This is a genomic window from Paenibacillus piscarius (assembly GCF_022234545.1).
Lineage (GTDB): Bacteria > Bacillota > Bacilli > Paenibacillales > Paenibacillaceae > Paenibacillus_AQ > Paenibacillus_AQ piscarius.
In genome coordinates this window covers 15,613-32,500 of the sequence record NZ_JAIEUI010000021.1, presented here as the reverse complement: position 1 = coordinate 32,500, position 16,888 = coordinate 15,613, and the positions used below count along the sequence as shown (strand labels likewise).

General features: G+C 55.0%; 17 protein-coding genes. 16 read left to right on the top strand and 1 reads right to left on the bottom strand.

Going from position 1 to position 16,888, the window contains the following annotated elements:
- The first annotated feature begins 28 nt into the window (after positions 1 to 28).
- From K1558_RS25820 to ilvB, 6 genes are all read left to right on the top strand, one after another.
- The gene (locus K1558_RS25820) at positions 29 to 676 is read left to right on the top strand and encodes a response regulator transcription factor (protein WP_238654836.1); all 648 of its coding nucleotides are present in this window, start codon (positions 29 to 31) and stop codon (positions 674 to 676) included.
- A 25-nt stretch (positions 677 to 701) separates the two neighbouring features.
- Complete coding sequence (locus tag K1558_RS25815) at positions 702 to 1,229, top strand: hemerythrin domain-containing protein (protein ID WP_238654835.1); 528 nt, start codon at positions 702 to 704, stop codon at positions 1,227 to 1,229.
- Positions 1,230 to 1,426: 197 nt separating this feature from the next.
- Positions 1,427 to 2,917, top strand: a complete 1,491-nt coding sequence (locus K1558_RS25810) for a nitrate/nitrite transporter (RefSeq protein WP_238654834.1) — start codon at positions 1,427 to 1,429, stop codon at positions 2,915 to 2,917.
- A gap of 48 nt (positions 2,918 to 2,965) precedes the next feature.
- Entirely contained in the window at positions 2,966 to 4,210 is a 1,245-nt protein-coding gene (locus K1558_RS25805) for a molybdopterin molybdotransferase MoeA (protein ID WP_238654833.1), read from the top strand.
- Between the two features lie 25 nt (positions 4,211 to 4,235).
- A complete protein-coding gene (gene moaA, locus K1558_RS25800; RefSeq protein ID WP_274528897.1) occupies positions 4,236 to 5,252 on the top strand; it encodes a GTP 3',8-cyclase MoaA in 1,017 nt (338 codons plus the stop codon).
- Positions 5,253 to 5,283: 31 nt separating this feature from the next.
- Entirely contained in the window at positions 5,284 to 6,963 is a 1,680-nt protein-coding gene (gene ilvB, locus K1558_RS25795; RefSeq protein WP_238654832.1) for a biosynthetic-type acetolactate synthase large subunit, read from the top strand.
- A gap of 77 nt (positions 6,964 to 7,040) precedes the next feature.
- Here ilvB and K1558_RS25790 read toward each other — a convergent pair whose 3' ends face one another.
- Complete coding sequence (locus tag K1558_RS25790) at positions 7,041 to 7,763, bottom strand: YwiC-like family protein (protein ID WP_238654831.1); 723 nt, start codon at positions 7,761 to 7,763, stop codon at positions 7,041 to 7,043.
- Between the two features lie 189 nt (positions 7,764 to 7,952).
- Here K1558_RS25790 and mobB point away from each other — a divergent pair, with 189 nt between their 5' ends.
- The 10 genes from mobB to K1558_RS25740 all read left to right on the top strand — a co-directional run bounded on the left by mobB (position 7,953) and on the right by K1558_RS25740 (position 16,813).
- Positions 7,953 to 8,543: a molybdopterin-guanine dinucleotide biosynthesis protein B gene (mobB, locus tag K1558_RS25785; protein ID WP_238654830.1), complete on the top strand. Its 591-nt coding sequence runs from the start codon at positions 7,953 to 7,955 to the stop codon at positions 8,541 to 8,543.
- 21 nt (positions 8,544 to 8,564) lie between these two features.
- Positions 8,565 to 9,173 (top strand): molybdenum cofactor guanylyltransferase, encoded by a 609-nt coding sequence (gene mobA, locus K1558_RS25780; protein WP_238654829.1) that lies wholly within the window; start codon positions 8,565 to 8,567, stop codon positions 9,171 to 9,173.
- Between the two features lie 4 nt (positions 9,174 to 9,177).
- On the top strand, positions 9,178 to 9,663 hold the full coding sequence (locus K1558_RS25775) for a molybdenum cofactor biosynthesis protein MoaE (RefSeq protein ID WP_238654828.1): 486 nt from the start codon (positions 9,178 to 9,180) through the stop codon (positions 9,661 to 9,663).
- Between the two features lie 52 nt (positions 9,664 to 9,715).
- The gene (locus K1558_RS25770) at positions 9,716 to 10,423 is read left to right on the top strand and encodes a DNA alkylation repair protein (RefSeq protein ID WP_238654827.1); all 708 of its coding nucleotides are present in this window, start codon (positions 9,716 to 9,718) and stop codon (positions 10,421 to 10,423) included.
- A 108-nt stretch (positions 10,424 to 10,531) separates the two neighbouring features.
- Entirely contained in the window at positions 10,532 to 11,023 is a 492-nt protein-coding gene (locus K1558_RS25765; protein WP_238654826.1) for a pyridoxamine 5'-phosphate oxidase family protein, read from the top strand.
- 166 nt (positions 11,024 to 11,189) lie between these two features.
- Positions 11,190 to 11,747 (top strand): RNA polymerase sigma factor, encoded by a 558-nt coding sequence (locus K1558_RS25760; RefSeq protein ID WP_238654825.1) that lies wholly within the window; start codon positions 11,190 to 11,192, stop codon positions 11,745 to 11,747.
- Positions 11,729 to 12,880: a DUF4367 domain-containing protein gene (locus K1558_RS25755; protein WP_238654824.1), complete on the top strand. Its 1,152-nt coding sequence runs from the start codon at positions 11,729 to 11,731 to the stop codon at positions 12,878 to 12,880. The genes K1558_RS25760 and K1558_RS25755 overlap by 19 nt, the downstream gene beginning before the upstream one ends.
- 610 nt (positions 12,881 to 13,490) lie before the next feature.
- Positions 13,491 to 14,834, top strand: coding sequence for an ABC transporter substrate-binding protein (locus K1558_RS25750; protein ID WP_238654823.1), 1,344 nt, complete (start codon positions 13,491 to 13,493; stop codon positions 14,832 to 14,834).
- 171 nt (positions 14,835 to 15,005) lie between these two features.
- Positions 15,006 to 15,968 carry a carbohydrate ABC transporter permease gene (locus K1558_RS25745; RefSeq protein WP_238654822.1) on the top strand — a complete coding sequence of 321 codons (963 nt, stop codon included), beginning with the start codon at positions 15,006 to 15,008 and terminating at the stop codon, positions 15,966 to 15,968.
- A complete protein-coding gene (locus tag K1558_RS25740; RefSeq protein ID WP_238654821.1) occupies positions 15,965 to 16,813 on the top strand; it encodes a carbohydrate ABC transporter permease in 849 nt (282 codons plus the stop codon). Before K1558_RS25745 ends, K1558_RS25740 begins: the two co-directional genes overlap by 4 nt.
- Positions 16,814 to 16,888: the final 75 nt, after the last annotated feature.

The following is a 16,888-nucleotide window of genomic DNA, read 5'->3' as shown; positions in this document are numbered from 1 at the left end:
GGCCCAGGGAGAAAGAAAGGAGCTTCTGATGAAGATCGTCATTGCAGATGACCATGCGATTGTGCGCAGCGGATTCTCGATGATTCTTAATTTTCAGGATGATATCGAAGTGATTGGAGCGGCGGCTGACGGCAGGGAAGCCTATACGATGGTCGCCAAGCTCCGCCCGGATATTCTGATTATGGATCTGAGTATGCCTCCCGGAGAGAGCGGGCTGACCGCTACCGGCAAGATTAAGGAGGATTATCCCGATACCAGAATTCTGATTCTGACCATGCATGATGACGATGAATACCTCTTCCATGTGCTGAAGAACGGGGCCTCCGGTTATGTGCTGAAGAGCGCACCGGACGAGGAGCTGCTGCTGGCGGTACGGACCATCTATGAGGGCGGAACTTACATCCATCCCAAGATGGCTACCTCGCTGGTCCGCGAGTTCATCAAGCAGGACAAGACCGCAGGCACCGAGGATCTGTTCGAGCTGCTGTCCAAGCGGGAGCTGGAGATTCTGCCGCTGATCGCCAAGGGGTACGGGAATAAGGAGATTGCCGAGAAGCTGTATATTTCCGTGAAGACGGTGGAGGCCCACAAGGCTAAGATTATGGAGAAGCTTAACCTCAAGAGCCGGCCGGAGCTGGTCGAATATGCTTTGAGAAAAAAAATGCTGGATTTCTAAACGGCATCATGGGAGGTGCGGCGGTATGACGGATCATGCTGGACTCAGGTTTACGCTGCCTGCAATGCGCATCCTGGAAAATGAACACCGCTATTTGTCTTTCCTCATGGGGGAGTGGCATGAGCTTGTCCTCTGGTTTGAGCAGGAACAGATTACGCTTGAAGAGGCCAGAGCCCAGCTTCGCAGGCTGCGCCAGGCGGTGCTTGCGTTCGGGATTCCGCTGAAGCGGCACACGGAGAAGGAAGAGACGTATTTCTTTCCGCTGCTTGGCAGGTACATCGGCTTCGACCAGGGTCCGCTGGCGGGTATCCAGGAGGAGCACCGTGAGATCGACGGATATATCGGGCATTTCCTGCATCACTCAGAGGGTGATATCGAGCAGATGCCGCTTGAAGCGATACGCGCTGCAGTCCGGGATGCAGGGGAGGCCTTCGAGGTGCTGACCGTTCATTTCGTCAAGGAAGAGACCGTCATCTTCCCGATGGCCGAGAATCAGCTCAGCCCGAAGGACAAGAAGCGGCTTAGTGAACAGTTAAATACGCTGATTACGTGAGAGTGAGTGACAATACAGACGCTGAACAGGCTGCTCCAATTAGGGGCAGTTTTTTTGGCGTTATTTATTTAGGGTTTCCCCTGTCAGGGAAAGGGGACTCCCCTATATCTGAGCCGGGGGGCGGCGGATACAATGAGTACAGGAAGGTAGATTACAGCAATTATTCACAAGACAAAAACGGCGAAAAGGTGAAACGAATGATTAAAAAAATGCAATTGCCGCTGCAAACCCTAAATTTGATTACCGGCTTCATGGTGTGGGTGATTATCTCCTCCCTGATGCCGTTCATCTCGGAGGATATCAGCATCCCGCAGGGACGCTTGGCAATGGTGACGGCGATTCCGGTAGTGCTCGGCTCCGTGCTGAGAATTCCGCTGGGCTATTATGCGAATGTGCTGGGGGCACGGATGATTTTCATGTTCAGCTTCATTCTGCTGCTGTTCCCGGTCTACTTCATCAGTGTCGCTTCTACAGTAACCCATCTGATTATCGGCGGTCTGTTCCTGGGCGTCGGCGGGGCCGTCTTCTCCGTAGGAGTAACGTCACTGCCGAAGTATTATCCTAAGGAAAAGCATGGTCTGGTGAACGGTATCTATGGGATCGGGAATCTCGGCACAGCGGTGACGACCTTCTCGGCGCCCATCCTGGCTGCACAGTTCGGCTGGGCCACTGCGGTCAAGCTGTATCTGATCCTCCTGCTGGTGTTCATCGCCCTGAACTTCTTCTTCGGCGACCGGCATGAACCCAAGCTCAGAACACCGATTATCGAACAGATCAAGGGTGTATCGAGGAACGAGAAGCTCTGGCTGTTCTCCCTGTTCTATTTCATTACCTTCGGATCCTTCGTGGCCTTCACGATCTATCTCCCGAACTTTCTGGTGTCCAGCTTTGGGCTGGAGAAGGTGGATGCCGGAATGCGCACCGCCGGCTTCATTGCGGTAGCGACCTTCTTCCGTCCCATCGGGGGCTGGCTGGCTGACAAGTTCCAGCCTCTGTTCCTGCTGATCTTCACCTTCAGTATTTATACGGTAGCAGCGATCATTCTGGCATTTATGCCGGACATGGGGCTGTATACCGCAGGCTGTCTGGCGATTGCAGTCAGTGCGGGTATCGGCAACGGCGTCATTTTCAAGCTGGTTCCGCTGTACTTCAACAAGCAGGCGGGGATTGCCAACGGAATTGTATCGATGATGGGCGGTCTGGGCGGATTCTTCCCTCCTATTATGCTGTCTGTGATCCACGGAATGACCGGGCAGTATTCGATCGGCTTCATGCTGCTGTCCCAGGTGGCGCTGGCAAGTCTGGTACTGGTCGTATGGCTGTATTTCCAGGACCGGCTGGCGCTGACCTCTGAAGTGTTCAATTCAACCGGCCAGGGGATTCTGGTCACGGATGTCTCCGGCCATATCAAAACCGTAAATCCGGCCTTCACGAAGCTCACCGGCTACTCCGAGGAGGAGGTGCTGGGCAGACAGCCCAGCCTGCTGAAGTCAGGCCGCCAGTCCCGGGACTTCTACAGCTCCATGTGGGCAGAGGTCAAGGAGAAGGGGATGTGGCAGGGCGAGATCTGGAACAAGCGCAAGAACGGCGAAGAATATTTGCAATGGCTGAATATCAGCGCGGTGAAGGACGAGACCGGTGAGGATGTCCGGTATGTGGGCACCTTCAGTGATATTACGCAGAAATAAACGGATCAGCCGGGTAGAATGGCGGTCTTAAGCAAGGAGCAGATGAAGGTGGAAAACAGCAGAACTCCGGTGACGGTAGCCGAAGCGGTGCTCCGGGTAACGGAAAGCTCCAGATGTATAGGCACAGAGCGTATCCCGCTGGAAGCAAGCTATGGGCGGATTCTGGCCCAGCCGCTGACCGCAACCCATGATGTGCCGCATTTCACCCGTTCCCCGTATGACGGATATGCCATTGCATCAGGAGATTCAGCCGGTGCCTCCGGCAGTAACCGGGTCCGCTTCACAGTGGTGGACCACATCGGTGCAGGCGAGGTTTCGCAGGCTGTACTCGGCCGGGGAGAAGCGGTCCGGCTGATGACCGGGGCGGCGCTGCCCGCTGGCGCAGATGCGGTCGTTATGTTCGAGCAGGCGGTGGCGGAGGGAGATACGTTTACTGTCCGCAAGGCTTTTAAGGTGCAGGAGAATCTGTCCCTGCAAGGAGAAGACATGCAAGCAGGCGAGGGAATCCTTCCGGCAGGCAGCTTTATCCATCCCGGAGTGGTGGCGCTGCTGGCGACCTTCGGTTACGGGGAAGTGATGGTAGGGAAGCGACCGGTGGTAGGGATTCTCTCAACGGGCACCGAACTGCTGGCAGTGACAGATCCGCTGGCCCCCGGCAAAATCCGTAACAGCAACGGGCCGATGATTGCCGCCCAGCTCGCCCGGATGGGCATCCCTTACCGGATCTACGATACGGAAGCGGACCAGCTTACGCAATGCCTGCGCACAGTCCGGCAGGCGCTCGCGGAGGCGGATTGTCTGATCACGACAGGCGGCGTATCGGTGGGCGATTATGACTACTTGCCGGAGATCTACACGCGCCTTGGGGCTGAGGTATTGTTCAACAAGGTAGCGATGCGCCCGGGCAGCGTGACCACAGTGGCGGTTGCCGGGGAGAAAATCCTGTTCGGACTGTCCGGCAATCCTTCCGCCTGCTTCACCGGCTTCGAGCTGTTCGCAAGACCGGCCCTGCTGCGGATGATGGGGGCGAATCATCTGTATCTGCCGCATACTACAGCCGTGCTGGCGGAGGATTTCCCCAAGGCCAATCCGTTCATCCGGTTCATCCGGGCGGTATATGACGGCACGGCAGTGCGGCCCGCCGGCTTCAATAAATCGAATGCGGTATCGTCTATTGCGCGCGGCAATGCGCTGATGGTGCTGCCGGGCGGGAGCAGAGGCTACGCCGCCGGTGATCAGGTGGATGTTCTGCTGCTTGGCGCTGAAGAAGGCACGAAGGAATGGGTACTGTAAGGCAAACGGAAGGAGAGGGGCGTACATGAACATACATCCTATGCAGGATCAGCTGCGGCGGCCTATCCATGATCTGCGGATATCGGTCACCGACCGGTGCAATTTCCGCTGCACCTACTGTATGCCGAAGGAAGTATTCGGAGATGATTACGCCTTTCTTCCGGCCCGCGAGCTGCTTAGCTTCGGGGAGATTACCCGGCTGGCGAGGCTGTTCGTCTCGCTGGGCGTCAGCAAAATCCGCCTGACCGGAGGCGAGCCCCTGATGCGGCCGGGTCTTCCTGAGCTGGTTGCAGGGCTTGGTGCCATCCCGGGTGTAACGGATATGGGCCTGACCACAAACGGGGTGCTGCTTGGCGGACAGGCAGGCCCGCTGTATGCTGCGGGCCTGCGCAGGCTGAATTTCAGCCTGGATGCGCTTGATCCGGAGCTGTTCGGCCGCATGAACGGGCGCGGCTTCCGCCCGGGACTGATTCTTAAGCATATTGATCAGGCTGTTGCCGCCGGCTTCGAGGTCAAGGTCAATATGGTCGTCCAGAAGGATGTGAATGAATCGGAGATTCTGCCGATGGCGGCCTACTTCAAGCAGCGGAACATCATGCTTCGCTTCATCGAGTTCATGGATGCCGGCAATGACAATGGCTGGAGCTATGACAAGGTCGTGATCAAGGCTGAAATCCTGGAGCGGCTGCAAGCCAGATATACGCTGAAGCCGCTGGAGCAGCATTACAGCGGCGAGGTGGCGCAGCGTTATAGCTATCTGGGCAGCCCGGCCGAGGTCGGCTTCATCACGTCCGTATCCGAATCGTTCTGCGCTGCCTGCTCGCGTGCCCGGCTGTCCTCTGACGGCAAATTCTATACCTGCCTGTTCGCTTCAGAAGGCTTCGACCTTAAGAAGCTGCTGCGGAGCGGGGCGGACGATGCCAGTCTGCTGGCAGCCATCCGTAAGGTATGGGAGCAGCGCGCAGACCGGTATTCAGATGAACGCACCGAAGAGACGCGCAGACGCAAGGCCAAGATCGGCATGTCCTATATTGGCGGATAAACTAACTATACGACAGGAGACGAAGGGATTCATGAACGGAGCAGAGCTGTTGATTGAGATGCTGATCGAGAAAAAGGTGGAGACCCTGTTCGGCTACCCCGGCGGTGCCGTATTGCCTCTATATGATGCGCTCTATGGCAATGACCGGATCCGGCATGTGCTGGTCCGGCACGAGCAGGCTGCGGTTCATGCCGCAGACGGATACGCCAGAGCCACGGGCCGTCCGGGGGTGGCTCTGGTGACCAGCGGTCCCGGCGCCACCAATGCGGTCACCGGAATCGCTACTGCGTTCATGGATTCCGTTCCGCTGATTGTGCTTACCGGCCAGGTTGCTACCGACCTTATCGGTCTGGACAGCTTCCAGGAGGTAGATATTTACGGAATGACGATGCCGGTGACCAAGCATAATTATATCGTCAGAGAAATCTCTGAGCTGTCCAGAATCATAAACGAAGCCTTCTATGTGGCCACGACCGGCAGACCCGGTCCGGTCCTGATTGATCTGCCGAAGAATGTGATGAATGCATTGTGCACCATGAAGAATGATGCGGCTGTACTTAGCACTTCTCCACCCCGGATCAGGGGCTACCAGCCGGATCACCCGATTGATCCGGCGGTGCTTGAACTTGCCGCCGAACGCCTCAGCGGAGCGCAGCGTCCGCTTATTCTGGCCGGCGGCGGCTGTATCCAGGGAGATACGCCTGCGCTCTTAAGGGCATTCGCGGAGCGGCATCACCTGCCTGTGGCGAGTACGCTGATGGAGCTTGGCGCTTTTCCCTCGGGACATTACCTGCACCTGGGCATGGTGGGCATGCATGGATCGGTGGCGGCTAACCGCGCACTTCAAGGCGCTGACGTAGTGCTGTGTCTCGGTGTGCGCTTCAGTGACCGGGTGACCGGCAAGCGGAAGGCCTTCTCCCCGGGATCTTACAAAATCCAAGTCGATCTGGACCCCTCTGAGCTGAACAAGAACATCCCCGTTGACCTGGCTATAACCGGGTCCTGCGGGGAACTGCTTCGAGGTATACAGGAATTGGTACATCCTATGGAGGACCCGGCCTGGGAGGAGCAGATCGGGGTGTGGCGGAAGCGCAGGATGAAGGCAAGCCGGGAGCGGGAACCGAAGCTGACCCCGCAGGAGGTAATCCGTTGCCTGCAGAAGGCTACCGCAGGCGATGCGATCATCGCCACCGATGTCGGGCAGCACCAGATCTGGACGGCGACGCATTATGAGTTCACGGAAGCCCGCTCCTTCCTGACCTCCGGGGGACTGGGGACCATGGGGTATGGGCTGCCTGCGGCGATAGGCGCTGCAGTGGCTTGGCCGGAGCGTGATGTAGTGTGTATTACAGGAGATGGCAGCTTCCAGATGAATATGCAGGAGATCATGACCGCCGTGGACTATGGCCTGAATGTCAAGGTGGCGATCTTGAGGAACGGGTATCTGGGGATGGTCAGACAGTGGCAGCAGCTCTTCCTGGGCCGGAGATATTCCTCGGTGCAGATCAGCTCGCCGGATTTCGTCGCCTTGGCGAAGTCCTTCGGTGCTCATGGGTTCCGGGCCCGCACGCTGGCTGAAGCCGGGCAGGTCATTGAACAAGGCCTGCACACTGAGGGGCTGGTGGTGATGGAATTCGATATCACGGAGGAGAGCAATGTCTATCCCATTGTGCCGCCGGGTGCCAGCAACCAGGATATGATCGTAGAGTAGGCTGACAGACAAGAAGGAAGCTCCTCACGTCCGGGTAACTGGCGGAGGAGCTTCCTGACTTTCAGAAAGGCGATAGCCTAGAAATATAATACCAGAACAGAGACATACAGCATCATAGAGAAGCCGATCTCCATTATGCCGGTATGCTTGGCACTGATGCCTGTCTTTGGCAGGAGAGAGGCCCGGAGCAGCAGAATCAGCAGGGGAACCATCAGCGATGGGAACAGGAGCAGTCCTGCTGCGGCGAACAGCAGATGATACAGCACGGAGCTGTAATAGAAGCGGATATTGCTGCGTTCACGGATGACGGTTTTGACATAAAAAGCAGTTCCGGTGAAGTACAGCACGGCCAGCACGAACAGCTCATTCACGACCCGCCAGTTGTCCCAGCTACTCCCCTGTCCCATGTAGGAGACCGGATAAATCACCAGACAGAATGCAACAATAGCGGTGATATCATTAAGCAGGGCCCGTTCATTGCGGGTTCTGGCATAATAGAGGTTGACGGCGAACAGCGGCAGAAGCAGCAGCACGAACCATAACAAGGCAGGCTGGACGATAACCAGATAGACGGCGGACGGGACCAGCAGCGCCCCATACAGCTTCAACGGCCCGGCGTAACGCCCGAATCGTCTGGATTTGACCCCCTGCAGCAGCGGGAAGCTGAACAGATAGATCAGCAGCCAGCAGATGAACAGCGGAAGATGGTTCCACTTGGCAGCAGATGCGGCGATCCCCAGGGCAAAGGGGAGAATCAGCATCGCCCAGGCGCCGTGCTGGTTCGGGATATATTTTCTCATGAGGAACGGGACTCCTTCCCTGAAGTGAAGTGTCAAGGCATGTCAGATGCCGGACTCTTTAACTATACCGGGTCTATGCGGGGAGGGCAGGTGATTTGAAGCACAGGTGTGCCGCGGGTCACCGGGAACCGGCGGATCAGTGGTATAATCGGTAGAGAGACTGAAGCAGAAGGAGCATATACCTTAACGATGGATTCTTATCATGCAGCAGCACAAGGGCAGGTTCCGGTATTACAGATCATCGGGTACAAAAACAGCGGCAAAACCACGCTTGCCTGCCGCCTGATCCATGCTCTGACCGCCCGCGGCATACGTGTCGGCTCCGCCAAGCATGATGTCCACGGGTTCACGCTGGATGATCCGGGGACAGACAGCAGCAGGCATCTGCTGCACGGTGCGGTGGAGACGGTTCTGACCTCGCCGGGGGCTACAAGAGTTATGCGCCAGGCGGAGACTTCCCTGGAAGAGATTGTGCAATCCATGCAAGGCAGGGTAAATCTGGTGATTGCCGAAGGCTTCAAGTCTGCGCCATATCCCAAGATTGCCCTGCTCCGCCATAGGGATGACAGAATTTCACTGGAGCAGGAAGCAACCAATATCCGCCTGTGGTTGAGCCGGGACGGGGCGGCGGATGGGTACGGCGCATCTGCCGGGACTACGGAAGCTAGAGCTAATGCCACAGCTGCCGCCGGTGAGATCAGTCCCGGGGTGCTGCCGATGCGCAATCAGGAGCTAGTGGACCGCGCGGTCCTCAATCTGGCGCTGGCACTGCTTGGCTGATACAGACAGGAGGGGTTCAGGATGCTGACGGGAGTTATTTTGGCGGGGGGACAGAATTCCCGAATGGGCGGACGCGACAAAGCGCTGCTCACCTATCAGGGGGAGCCGTTCATTGTCCGGCAGGTGCAGAGAATGCGCTGCATTTGCCGGCAGATCATAGTGGTAACCGGCGATCCTTCGCTGTATACCAGTCTTCTTCCCGCAGATATCCTATACCTGCCGGATGTATATGCCGGGCATGGGCCGCTTAGCGGGTTCCATGCGGCTTTTGCCAGAGTGGAGACGGAAGCGGCCTGGGTGGTAAGCTGTGACAGTCCCCATATCTCAGCTCCGGCTGCCTCGTGGATGCTGGCACAGCTTGCGGAAGGTGATTATGCTGCCGTTGTTCCGGTTATGGACGGCAGGCATCAGATGCTGCATGGGTTATACCGGCCGCGCAGGATATTGCCGGAGATTACAGCCAGACTGGAGGCCCGGCAGTACCGGCTGGGGGGATTGCTCGATTCGCTTCATTGGCTGGGGGTAGACCGGGACAGGCTGGTTGATGCAGGGCTGAGCACAGATTTCGCGGCAGATGTGGATACACCGGAGCAGTATGCGGAGCTGCTGCATTTTATCGAAAGGAAGTGAGCCTATGGGCAGTGCATTATTTGAAATTACCAGCTTACCTATTATACCTTCCCAGGTATCAGATAAAGTGGTGCGGCGTGAAGCAGGGGCGATTACCCTGTTCATTGGCACGGTAAGAGAGATCACGCTGGGGAAGCGGACCTTATATCTGGAATACGAAGCTTATCCCTCGATGGCTGTCGCCCAGCTTGAGCGGATCGGACAAGAGGTTATCGAACGCTGGCCGGAGGCGAAGGTGGCGGTTACCCACCGGATCGGCAGGCTGGAGATTACCGATATTGCCGTGGTAATAGCTGTCTCCTCACCTCACCGCAAGGCTGCTTATGAAGCGAATGAATACGTGATTGAGCGGATCAAGCAGATCGTTCCGATCTGGAAGAAGGAGATGGGCGAGGACGGCGAGGCCTGGATTGGCGACCAGCTCGGCCAGCAGACGTACCCCAAGGGACGGCCCGATCTGCCGGATATTCCGGCGGAGGACCGGAAATAGCGGCTGCCGCACATTTGCCAAGGGAATACTTCATATGAAGGAGTGTTGCATTATGAACGCTGAACAGGTCATGCAGGAGCTTGAAGCGCTTGGCAAGGAACGGACGAAGAAGATGTACTGTGCGAACGGTGCGCAGGAGCCGCTGTTCGGTGTAGCTACAGGCGCTATGAAGCCGCTCTTCAAGCGAACCGGTATTAACCAGCCGCTGGCGGAGCAGCTATATGCGACCGGCAATTATGACGCGATGTATTTTGCCGGGATCATTGCCGACCCGAACGGCATGACAGAGGCGGATTACAACCGCTGGATGGGCGGGGCTTATTTCTATATGCTGTCCGATTTTGTGGTGGCTGTTACACTGGCTGAAGCGGATATCGCCCGGCAGGTGGCGGATGCCTGGATCAGGAGCGGGGAGGACCTGCGGATGTCAGCGGGCTGGAGCTGTTATTGCTGGCTGCTGGGAAGCCGCCCGGACCGGGAATTCTCTGAGGCCAAGCTGGCCGGTATGCTGGAGCAGGTGGAACAGAGCATCCATCAGTCGCCGGAGCGCACCCGGTATTCGATGAACAACTTTATGTATACTGTAGCGACATCCTATTCGCCGCTGCATGATCTAGCACGCGAGACGGCGGAGCGGGTGGGTCCGGTCGAGGTGGACAAGGACAAGCCGAAGAGCAAGCTCATCAGCGCCTATGACAATATAATGAAGGCTGTGGAGAAGGAGCGTATCGGCTTCAAACGCAAGCATGTGAGATGTTAATCTGCAGGAGCCGCTGTATCATCCGGTAACATTCCTCTTTTTCTGGTTAATAAATGCTATGCGTTTGGACAACCTATTCCCTATCCCGGAAGAAAAGAGGCGGTAAAGATGTCAACGACTCACCACACTCATGAAGAAGCCGTGGAGACGGTGCGCAAGCTGATCAAGGGCATCGATCTGGCGATGCTGACCACCATTTCGGAGGAAGGGCTGGTCTCCCGGCCCATGAAGACCCAGGAGGTTGAATTTGACGGAGACCTCTGGTTCCTGACCAAGAAGGATACGAGCAAGTTCGGGGAGATTCTGTATGATCCGCGGGTGAACGTGGTCTATGCAGATAAGTCCTATGTATCCATCCGCGGGCGAGCCGAAATCGTAAGCGATGTGAATAAGAAGAAAGAGCTCTGGAGTGCAGGGTACGAGGCGTTCCTGAAGACAAGCTATGATGACCCGAATGTCATTCTGATCAAGGTTCATGCCGAAGCGGCCGAATACTGGAAGAGCGGCAACCTGGCCGAGAAGGCGGTATATATGTTTAAACGGATGACGGGCCAGGACACGGACACGCTGAATCTGAATGAGACGGTTGAGCTGGAATAGAGCAGAATCGAATAAACAGTCAGTTCAAGCAGTCCTACCCCGGGAGATCAACAGCATTTGTCTGTTGGTCTCTTTTTGCTGCCGCCAGGAAAATAAATGTCACGTTACATACGCCTCATGTGTTATATCAGTATGAATTACAGAACGAAAGCGAAAGGAGATTATCGTGGACTCTACCGAGGAGAAAATTAAGAGAATACAGGCTGGAGAGGCCCACCTGTTCTCGGATGTCATCAGGCTGTACCAGCACCGCATCTACCTCTACTGCTACCGGCTGCTGAATAACAGGGAGGAGGCGGAAGACGCCGTGCAGGATGTCTTGATCAAGGCTTACCAGAATATCGGGCAATACAAGCCGCAGGCAGACTTCACTTCATGGCTCTACAAAATTGCTTATCACCACTGCCTGAACCAGCTCCGGCGGCAGAAATTCCAGTCTCAGGTACGGAGGCTGCTCCGGCAGGAGGTTACGGCGAAGAGCGCCGAGCAGGTGGTGGAGAACCGTCTGTTCAGCGGGCCGGTCGCTGCCGCCTTGGAGAAGCTTAAAGTAGAGGAGCGGAATTTGCTGATTCTGAGGATCTTCGAGGACAAGTCATTTGCGGAGATCGGTGAGATTCTGGGGATCAATACGGAAGCGGCGCGGAAAAGATATGAACGGACCCGGGTCAAGCTGAAAATCGTCATGGAGAGAAAGGAGCAGCAGCTATGGGCAAGAGTGAATTGACACCAGAAGAGCAGTTCTTGAAGGAGGGAGACCTGGCCGCCGGTATCCCGCCTGTCGACGTCCATGATTCGGTGATGCATAAGCTGGGTCTAGCGGCCATTTTGCCTGCTGAGGGCGAGAATACCTTGCTGCAGGTACTCCCGCCAAGGGGAGGGGCTCCTAAAGTGATGCGCAGAGTGGAGGCAGAAGCTGTGCCGGGGCCTGGACGGAAGAGATTCCTGCGGATTCCTGCGAAGGGCTGGGTGGCGGCGCTCCTTGTGCTGGTTTTGCTGGGCGGCGTGTATATCCAGTTCTCCGGTGAACTGGGGGAGTGGACCAGAGCTAAATTCCAGTACAAGGTACTGCCGTACAAACCGATTCCGGTAACGAATTCAGGTGCCATGATTGTGAAATCGAAATACCCGGTAACCCCCGGCAAGGACCTATCCCGGGAGACAAAGCCAAGCAAGGAAGACGAACTTTTCCAATTAAAATTTAAAAAGGGCCACGATACTATAGAGAAGCTGCTGCTTCCCGGAGAATATGCTACTTTTGTAGTCAAAAGCGGAGGAGCGAAGGAAGAATCTCTTCTTGGCATCTACTGCCCTCCGATTCAGTTAAAGGAATATTCTGCGTTCAAAACCACTGTGGAGAAGTACAAAGCTCCGGCATTGAACAAGCCTGAGTATCTGCCGGACGGTTACGGTTTCGGGCAGGCAACCATCATTCCCTCTTTCATCAAGATGGATGAAATTCTGCAGCTTACAGACTTGAAGGAGATTGACCTGGGAGATAAGTTCAAGATGACTTGGAGAAAAGAAAAAGCGGAAAACATTGCCTATAATTATTCTTTCCTGCTGTACAAGAAGGGTGAGGCTAATGTGGAAATCAGTGCCTCACGTTTTGATGAAAGTAAGCCAGGAGAGAGCTTGATGTGGACCAAAACGACCAAGGTCGAGAACATTGAGATTGACGGCAAGCAGCTTATTTATCTCGAAACCTCGGCTAACGAGAAGATCGAGCTAGGGTTTAAGAATAGACTGGTCTGGGCAGATCCGGAAGCGAAGATCATCTATAATATCTCGGTCCGCCAGGAGAAGTCGGAGCTGACGAAGGATGAGATCATCCAGATTGCCGCAAGCATGATGAAATAGGTATATCATTCTATATTGTCCAGGGCTGCTCTTTATCTAAGATGGGGGGCAGCTCTGGCGTTTTTGTTAGCTGATGTAATCGGAAAGCCGAACACAATTTGACTATGATGACAGAATCAAGAAGATTGTGTATGGGAGCAAGCAGAGAGGATAGCAGTCCTAAGGGCACGTAACGTAGCCATTCCTGCTTGTGAGATTCAACCCGAGATGGTGCAACTGCATTATGTACACTAGATTCCTCAAAAATCTCTCGAAAAATAGCATCTGCTGCATTCTGTACAGTAGAATTTTGCACAGGCGGCCATTTGGAGCATATATGCAGAAATCTAGTGTATGAAATACAGCAGAATGAGTTATTGGACCAATGAAATCATAATCTATTGCAGGAAATACAATCGCAGCGTCGCCCATACACAAACGTCCACACAAGCACTATGCCCGGCGCGTGGGGTAAATGTAATCGGAAAACCGAACACGACAAGCTGGCTCAGAGTGATTTTTCCGTAAGATTTTATAATAATTCGTGCATTGCTCTCCTATGAACTTTAATTCCATATTGTTACTATAGCTATGTAGCAAGAGAATACAGATGTATACAGGAGGGTTAAAGATGTTGAAATGGAAGCGTTCTCTTTCGGTGTTGGCCATGACAGCTATACTGGGAACCATGGCTGCCTGCGGCGGCGGAGGGAATAAAACGAATAATGCGGGTGCAGCTACGGAAGCGCCTGCCAGCACCAATGCAGCGGCTGCTACGGAAGCGCCAAGCAGCGGCGGCGAGCCGGTGAAGCTGCGGATTATGTGGTGGGGCTCCCAGCCGCGGCATGAGGCTACGCTGGCAGCGCTGGACTTGTATACGAAGAACAATCCTAATGTAACGTTCGAGCCGGAATATTCCGGGATGGACGGATATCTGGACAAATTGTCCACCCAGGCAGCAGCCAATAACGCTCCCGATGTAGTGCAGCTCGATCCGGGCTGGATGCCGGACTGGATGGCACGCCAGCAGCTGGCTGACCTGGCTCCCGAAGTGGATGTAAGCAAATTCGATGCCAAGCTGCTGTCCGGCGGACAGCTGGACGGCAAGCAGTATGCTGTTCCGCTCGGTTCTGTAGCCTTCGGTATGGTCTACGACAAAGCCGCGATGGATAAGCTGGGCATTGCCAATCCGGCCAACGGCTGGACCTGGGATGACTTCTTCGCCCTGGCGAAGGAATCCAAGTCCAAGCTGCCGCAGGGCCAATATTTCACTCTGGATTATGGCGGTAACTACTTCATGTATTCCGCTTACCAATATGCCAAAGGCAAAGGCCAGGTCATCACGAATGACGGTCATTTCAACGTAGATGAACCCACCTATCTGGATTGGACCCGCAAGTTCGAAGAGCTGCGCAAGGAGGGACTGGTTCCTCCGGCAGATGTGAACGCATCCGATAAGGAGAATGACCCGCAGCTTGACCTGCTGGCTGCCGGCAAAGTGCTGTTCCGCTACAGCTTCTCCAACAATCTGGGGACTTGGGACAGTATCAAGCCGGGCGCTTACGCTCTGGTGACCATGCCGCGCGCCGAAGAAGCCGGTGGCTGGCTGAAGCCGTCGATGTACATGGCGGTAACCAAGACCTCCAAGCATGCAGAAGAAGCGAAGAAATTCATTAACTGGTTCGTGAATGATGCTGAAGCGGCTAAGATTACCCAAACCTTCCGCGGCCTGCCGGCCAATAAGGACAATGCCGCTCTGCTGGAAGCGAACATGAGCGATCTGGATAAGGTGGGTCTCGGTCTTCTCCGTGCCACTGAGCCGGACGGTCAAGTCTGGTCTGCCGGAGCCGGCGGCTGGACGAACTTCATCGACAAGGACTGGGTGCTTGTCCGCGATCAGCTCAGCTTCGGCAAGGTTACACCGGAAGAAGCCTTCAAGCAGCTTAAAGAAGCTTCCATGTCCTACGAGAAATAAGTGAAAGATCAGGGAAGCCCGGGCAGACAGATGCCCGGGCTTTTGCTTTGAGCATCCGCTGCTGAACATATCGTTATATTTTGAAAGAATTCGAGCATTGCCCTCCTTTAGCAGAAGCGCTTGTGAATTATATACTTAAGCTATAAAACTGACGACAAGAGGTGACCACAGATGAACCGTTCCACAACCACTATAGCCGAAGGCGCGCCATCGCTGAAGAAAAGCTCATACTTCAAAAGCCGATGGAACGCTCCGCTTGCCGGCTATTTATTTATTTCTCCCTGGCTGATCGGGTTCCTGGCGCTGACGGCGTATCCGTTATTCTTATCCCTGTATTATTCGTTCACTGACTACACGCTGATGCAGCCGATGCAATGGATCGGGGCCCGCAACTACGAACGGATCTTCACCGCTGACCCGAAATTTATCCAGTCCGCCAAGGTCACGTTCATGTATGTGCTGGCCTCCGTGCCGCTGAAGCTTGCCGCCGCCCTGCTCGTGGCGATGGTACTCAGCAAAGCCGTAAAAGGGATTGGCGTCTACCGCACAGCAATCTACTTCCCTTCATTGATCGGAGGAAGTATCGGTGTCTCGCTGCTGTGGCGGAATATTTTCGGCGTAGATGGCGTGTTCAATAAGCTGATTGCGGTCTTCGGCATCGAGGGCAAGAGCTGGATCACTAACCCGGATACGGCGCTTAGCACACTGATTCTGCTGACGGTCTGGCAGTTCGGCTCCACCATGGTGATCTTCCTGGCCGGGCTGAAGCAGATTCCGAATGACCTGTACGAGGCCTCATCGGTGGACGGAGCCAATAAGATTGTCCAATTCTTCCGGATCACCCTGCCGATGCTGTCGCCGATTCTCTATTTTAACTTGATTATGGCCGTCATCAACGCCTTCCAGATGTTCACCTCAGCCTTCGTGATTACGAACGGCGGACCGATGAACGCGACTTATGTATATGCGATGTATCTGTATGAAAGGGCATTCAGCCGCTATGAACTCGGTTATGCTTCTGCTCTGGCCTGGATTATGCTGATCGCTATTGTGGCTGCAACGCTCCTGATCTCCTTCAGCTCGAAGTATTGGGTATTCTACGAAACGGACACAGGAGGGAAAAAACGCAAATGACAACATCTCTGAACTGGAAGCCTGCACTGCGGCATGTATTCATGATTCTCTTCAGCTTCGTCATGGTCTATCCGATTGTCTGGTGGATTGGTGCCTCGCTGAAGGACAGCACCGAGCTGGGCTCGCCGGGAATTTTCCCGTCATCCCTGAAATGGGAGAACTTCACCAACGGCTGGAATTCGGTTCCCGGCCATACGTTCACGGACTTCTACGTTAACACCTTCTACCTGGAAATTATGGTGCTGATCGCAACTCTGCTGTCGACGACACTGGTGGCCTTCGGATTTGCAAGACTGGATTTCCCGCTGAAAAAGTTCTGGTTCGCAATTCTGATGCTGACACTGATGATGCCTGGACAAGTATTGATCATCCCTCAGTACGCCTTGTTCCACCAGCTCGGCTGGGTGAATACGTATCTGCCGTTCATCGTTCCCCATCTGCTGGCGGGCGGGGCCGGCGGGAGCTTCTTCGTCTTCCTGCTGATCCAGTTCATCCGCGGTGTGCCGAAGGAGCTGGACGAATCGGCCAAAATCGACGGCTGCTCCTGGTTCGGCATCTTCTGGAGAGTGGTTATGCCGCTGGCCTTCCCGGCGGTCGTTACGGTGACCATCTTCTGCTTCCTGTGGAACTGGGATGACTTCCTGGGCCATCTGCTGTACATCAACACGGTTGAGAAATATACGGTCGGTCTTGCGCTGCGCATGATCAATGACTCCCAGTCTGCGGCTGAATGGGGCCAGCTCCTGGCGATGTCGCTTGTCTCTATTATTCCGGCCACCCTGGTGTTCACCTTCCTGCAAAAGTATTTCGTAGACGGGATTGCGACAACGGGCATAAAGGGATAAGATGTAAAAAACATCACTCCGATAACGGTAAAGCGCCTGATTCTTATACGCCGCTTTACCGTTTATTTAGTGTGA

Bases quoted from the DNA above. Each gene is read 5' to 3' on its own strand.
- K1558_RS25740 (WP_238654821.1), top strand. From the start codon at position 15,965: ATGACAACATCTCTGAACTGGAAGCCTGCACTGCGGCATGTATTCATG.
- K1558_RS25755 (WP_238654824.1), top strand. From the start codon at position 11,729: ATGGGCAAGAGTGAATTGACACCAGAAGAGCAGTTCTTGAAGGAGGGA.
- K1558_RS25770 (WP_238654827.1), top strand. From the start codon at position 9,716: ATGAACGCTGAACAGGTCATGCAGGAGCTTGAAGCGCTTGGCAAGGAA.
- ilvB (WP_238654832.1), top strand. From the start codon at position 5,284: ATGAACGGAGCAGAGCTGTTGATTGAGATGCTGATCGAGAAAAAGGTG.
- K1558_RS25750 (WP_238654823.1), top strand. From the start codon at position 13,491: ATGTTGAAATGGAAGCGTTCTCTTTCGGTGTTGGCCATGACAGCTATA.
- K1558_RS25765 (WP_238654826.1), top strand. From the start codon at position 10,532: ATGTCAACGACTCACCACACTCATGAAGAAGCCGTGGAGACGGTGCGC.
- K1558_RS25820 (WP_238654836.1), top strand. From the start codon at position 29: ATGAAGATCGTCATTGCAGATGACCATGCGATTGTGCGCAGCGGATTC.
- moaA (WP_274528897.1), top strand. From the start codon at position 4,236: ATGAACATACATCCTATGCAGGATCAGCTGCGGCGGCCTATCCATGAT.
- K1558_RS25775 (WP_238654828.1), top strand. From the start codon at position 9,178: ATGGGCAGTGCATTATTTGAAATTACCAGCTTACCTATTATACCTTCC.
- K1558_RS25815 (WP_238654835.1), top strand. From the start codon at position 702: ATGACGGATCATGCTGGACTCAGGTTTACGCTGCCTGCAATGCGCATC.
- mobB (WP_238654830.1), top strand. From the start codon at position 7,953: ATGGATTCTTATCATGCAGCAGCACAAGGGCAGGTTCCGGTATTACAG.
- K1558_RS25790 (WP_238654831.1), bottom strand. From the start codon at position 7,763: ATGAGAAAATATATCCCGAACCAGCACGGCGCCTGGGCGATGCTGATT.
- K1558_RS25745 (WP_238654822.1), top strand. From the start codon at position 15,006: ATGAACCGTTCCACAACCACTATAGCCGAAGGCGCGCCATCGCTGAAG.
- mobA (WP_238654829.1), top strand. From the start codon at position 8,565: ATGCTGACGGGAGTTATTTTGGCGGGGGGACAGAATTCCCGAATGGGC.
- K1558_RS25810 (WP_238654834.1), top strand. From the start codon at position 1,427: ATGATTAAAAAAATGCAATTGCCGCTGCAAACCCTAAATTTGATTACC.